At 71.6% G+C, this 4,270-nt stretch carries 4 protein-coding genes and 1 pseudogene; all 5 read left to right on the forward strand.

Going from position 1 to position 4,270, the window contains the following annotated elements; all coding sequences use genetic code 11:
- Nucleotides 1-120 precede the first annotated feature (120 nt).
- Nucleotides 121-855: a YcnI family copper-binding membrane protein gene (locus tag RH94_RS31140; protein ID WP_073951688.1), complete on the forward strand. Its 735-nt coding sequence runs from the start codon at nt 121-123 to the stop codon at nt 853-855.
- Nucleotides 856-947: 92 nt separating this feature from the next.
- Nucleotides 948-1,598, forward strand: a complete 651-nt coding sequence (locus tag RH94_RS31145) for an SCO family protein (RefSeq protein ID WP_073951689.1) — start codon at nt 948-950, stop codon at nt 1,596-1,598.
- Between the two features lie 26 nt (nt 1,599-1,624).
- Nucleotides 1,625-2,068 (forward strand): copper chaperone PCu(A)C, encoded by a 444-nt coding sequence (locus RH94_RS31150; RefSeq protein WP_199881101.1) that lies wholly within the window; start codon nt 1,625-1,627, stop codon nt 2,066-2,068.
- 25 nt (nt 2,069-2,093) lie between these two features.
- Nucleotides 2,094-4,112 (forward strand): copper resistance CopC/CopD family protein, encoded by a 2,019-nt coding sequence (locus tag RH94_RS31155; protein WP_073951691.1) that lies wholly within the window; start codon nt 2,094-2,096, stop codon nt 4,110-4,112.
- Nucleotides 4,037-4,270, forward strand: a pseudogene (locus RH94_RS45050) (iron uptake transporter deferrochelatase/peroxidase subunit); the annotation flags it as partial. The gene RH94_RS31155 and the pseudogene RH94_RS45050, both read left to right, overlap by 76 nt.

Below are 4,270 nucleotides of genomic sequence, written 5' to 3' on the forward strand. Positions count from 1 at the left end.
CGGTGTTCCCGGCGGACGGGCACGCGCGCGTGCCCGTCCGCCGGGAACACCGCACCGCCGGCCCCGCCGCGCACGCGCACCCCTCCACACCGAACCCACTCGAAAGGGAGTGCAACCCCCATGAAGGCTTCCCGCCTCGCCGCCACCGCCGCCCTCGCCGGCTCGGCCGTCCTCGTCCTGTCCGCCCCCGCCTTCGCGCACGTCACCGTGCAGCCGGAGGGCACGGCCGCCAAGGGCGGCTACGCGGTCGTCGACTTCAAGGTCCCCAACGAGCGCGACAACGCCTCCACCACCAAGCTCGAAGTCACCTTCCCGGCCGAACACCCGGTGGCCTCCGTGATGCCGCAGCCGATGACCGGCTGGAAGATCGAGGTCACCAAGTCCAAGCTGGACAAGCCGCTCGAGGTGCACGGCAAGAAGATCTCCGAGGCCGTCACCAAGGTCACCTGGACCGCCGACGGCAAGGGCATCGAGCCCGGCTACTTCCAGAAGTTCCCGGTCTCCATGGGCGCCCTGCCCGACGACACCGACCAGATGGTCTTCAAGGCGATCCAGACGTACTCCAACAAGGAGGTCGTGCGCTGGATCGAGGTGCCGCAGAAGGGCCAGGAGGAGCCGGACACCCCGGCGCCGGTCCTGCAGCTGGCCGCCGCCTCGGACGACGGCCACGGACACGGCGCGTCGGACAAGGACACCGCCGACGACGCCAAGCCCGCCGCCCAGAACACCGCCACCGACACCGCCAAGGGCGGCAGCGACACCACCGCCCGCGTCCTCGGCATCGCCGGCATCGTCGTCGGCGCCGCCGGCGTGGCCTACGGCGTGCTCGCCGGCCGCAGGCGCACCGCCGCCTGATCCGGCTCATCCGTCACGCGCCCGGGGGGCGTGCCACTCTTGCGTACGACCCCCGGTGCGCGCCGGAATCATCACATCTGGGACATTTCTCTATGCGCAACAAGACATTCACGGCGGCCGCGCTGCTCGTCGCCGCCACGATGACCCTCTCCGCCTGCGGCAGCGGCGACGACAGCAAGAAGCCCGTCGCCGTCGTCTCCGAGGACACCTCACGGAAGGCCGCGACCGTTCTCGACAAGCCGTTCGAGAAGCCCGACCTGGTCCTCACCGACACCCACGGCAAGAAGTACGACCTCCGCAAGGAGACCGCCGGCCACCCGACGCTGGTCTACTTCGGCTACACCCACTGCCCCGACGTCTGCCCGCTGACGATGAACAACATCGCGGTCGCCGTGAAGGACCTGCCCAAGGCCGAGCGGGACGATCTGCGCGTGGTGTTCGTCACCACCGACCCGGCCCGCGACACCCCGGCCGAGCTCGGCAAGTGGCTGAAGATGATCAACTCGGAGTTCATCGGTCTGACCGGCGACTTCGCCACCATCCAGGCCGGCGCGCGCACCCTCGGCATCTCCATCGAGCCGACCGCCAAGGACAAGAACGGCAAGCTCGTCTCGTACCACGGCACCCAGGTCGTCGCCTTCTCCCCGAAGACCGACGCCGGGTACGTCCTGTACGGCGAGGACGCCACCGTCGACGACTACACCAAGGACCTCCCCGAGATCGTCAAGGGTGAGACCCCGTGAGGCGTCCCGCACCGGTGGCCGCCCTCATGGCCGCCGCCCTGGCAGGAACGGCCCTGCTCACCGGCTGCGGCGGCTCCTCCGGCTCCGGCGGCGCGAAAGCCGAGCTGTCCGTCCACTCCGCCTACATCCCCCAGCCCGTCTCGGACTCGATGGCGGCCGGCTTCCTGACCATCGAGAACAAGGGCGGCACCGCCGACAAGCTCACCTCGGTCACCAGCGCCGACGCGGGCGAGGTCACCGTGCACCGGACCGTCGGCGGAGCGATGCGGGAGGCCGACTCCCTCACCGTCCCCGCCCACGGACGACTCGTGCTCGAAAGCGGCGGCGACCACCTGATGTTCGACAAGCTGGAGCACAGGCTCCGGCAGGGCCGGACGGTCACCGTCGAACTGCACTTCGCCCGATCCGGCGGTCTCAAGGTCGAGATGCCCGTGAAGGCGGCCACGTACAACCCCGAGCACGGACACTGAGACGGACTTCCGAAGAGGGACCACCTTGTCGCAGACCATCGCCCCCCGCGTCCGGAACCTGGTGCTGCTGCTCCTGGCAGCCACCGGCCTGCTGCTCGCCGGCGCCACCCCGGCCTCCGCGCACGCCGCGCTGACCGGCAGCGATCCCCAGCAGGGGGTGGTGGTCGACAAGGCACCCGCCCAGGTGTCGCTGACCTTCTCCGAGCAGGTCGCCATGAACGACGACTCGCTGCGCGTGCTCGACCCCAAGGGCAACCGCGTCGACACCGGGAAACCCGCCGACGTCAGCGGCACGACGTATGCCGTGCGGTTGCACGGCGGCCTGCCGGACGGCACCTACACCGTCGTCTACCAGGTGGTCTCGGCCGACAGCCATCCCGTCGGCGGTGCCTACACCTTCTCCGTCGGCGCCCCCTCCAAGACCTCCGCCGCGGTCGACGGCCAGAACGTGGGCGGCGGAGCCGTCGGCGCGCTCTACGGGGTCGGACGGTACGTGTCGTACGCCGGCTTCGTCGTCCTGGTCGGCGGCGCCGCCTTCGTCCTGGCCTGCTGGCAGCGCGGCTCGGGGGTGCGGGCCGTACAGCGGCTCGTCGTCTCCGGCTGGGTCGCCCTCACCGCGGCCACCCTCGCCCTGCTGCTCCTGCGCGGCTCCTACACCACCTCCGGGAAGGTCGCGGACATCTTCGACCTGACCCTCCTCGGGCAGGTCCTCCAGACCAAGACGGGCGCCGCCCTCGTCTCCCGGCTGCTGCTGCTCGCCGCTGCGGCCCTGTTCGTCGCGGTCCTCTTCGGGTCGCACGAGAAACGGGACGACGAGGAGGAGCGGGACGACGAGGAGAAACGCGACCTGACCTTCGGGCTCGCGATCGGCGGAACCGTGGTCGCCGTCGGGCTCGCGGCCAGCTGGTCCATGGCCGAGCACGCCTCGACCGGCCTCCAGACGGGCATCGCGATGCCCGTCGACGTCCTCCATCTGCTCGCCGTGGCCACCTGGCTCGGCGGACTCGTCGCCCTCCTGGTCGCGCTGTACGGGGCGTCCGGGCAGACCCCGGTCGAGACCTCGGCCGTACGCCGCTTCTCCCGCCTCGCCTTCGGTTCCGTCCTCGCCCTGGTGGCCACCGGGACCTACCAGTCCTGGCGCCAGACCGGCTCCTGGCCGGCGCTCACCGACACCCGCTACGGACAGCTGCTCCTGGTCAAGATCGGCCTGGTGGTGGTGCTGGTCGGCATCGCCTCGGTCTCCCGCCGCTGGACGGGGCGACTGGCGGAGACGGTGACCGCGAAGGAGGGGGTCATCACGACGCGCACCGCGGTCCCGGCGACCGCGGGCGGGGAAACCGGCTCGGACAAAGAGGCGGGGACCGACGGCGGGTCCGGGGGCGAGGAGAAGCCCGGGGGCGAAGGGAAGTCCGGGTCCGGCGGGAAGGCGGCAGCCGGTGGCAGGGCGGTGAGCGGCGAGACCTCCCGGCGAGCCGCCCAGCTCGCCCGGCAGCGGGCCGCCGTGGACACCGCACGGCGCAAGCGGCTTCGGGACGCCGACCCGGGCCGCCTGGGACTGCGCCGGTCCGTACTGACGGAGGCCGCTGTCGCCGTCGTACTGCTCGCCGTCACCACCGCGCTGACCCAGACCGAACCGGGACGCACCGAAGTGGAGGCCAAGGCCGCCACGTCGTCCTCGTCCTCGTCCTCGTCCTCCTCGGAAGGCGCGGTCACCCTCGACATGCCCTTCGACACCGGCGGACAGAACGGCAAGGGCCTCGTCCGGCTCGACATCGACCCCGCGCGCGTGGGCGGCAACGACCTGCACATCTACGTACAGCACACCGACGGGAGCCCCTACGACATCCCCGAGGTCAAGGTTTCCCTCACACTCGCCGCCAAGAAGCTCGGGCCGCTGCCGGTGGCCCCCGACCGCATCACCGCCGGACACTGGGCCGCGAGCGGAGTACAGATCCCCATGGCCGGCGACTGGAAGATCGAGGCGACCGTGCGGACCTCCGACATCGACCAGGTGACCGTCGCCAAGAACGCGCAGATCGGCTGAACCCCACCATGACCGACCAGTCCACCCCGGAGGCCACCCCCCGGACCCCCGCGCCCGCGGTTCCCGCGCCCACGGCACCGGACGCCCCCGCGAGAGCGGGCGTGTCGCGACGGCAGCTGCTCGGCACGGCCGGCGCGACCGGACTCGTCCTCGGCGCG

Origin of the sequence: Streptomyces kebangsaanensis, assembly GCF_001906585.1 — a bacterium.
Classification (GTDB): Bacteria; Actinomycetota; Actinomycetes; order Streptomycetales; family Streptomycetaceae; genus Streptomyces; species Streptomyces kebangsaanensis.

Coding starts and splice junctions, on each gene's coding strand:
- RH94_RS31140 (WP_073951688.1), top strand. CDS start 121: ATGAAGGCTTCCCGCCTCGCCGCCACCGCCGCCCTCGCCGGCTCGGCC.
- RH94_RS31150 (WP_199881101.1), top strand. CDS start 1,625: ATGGCCGCCGCCCTGGCAGGAACGGCCCTGCTCACCGGCTGCGGCGGC.
- RH94_RS31145 (WP_073951689.1), top strand. CDS start 948: ATGCGCAACAAGACATTCACGGCGGCCGCGCTGCTCGTCGCCGCCACG.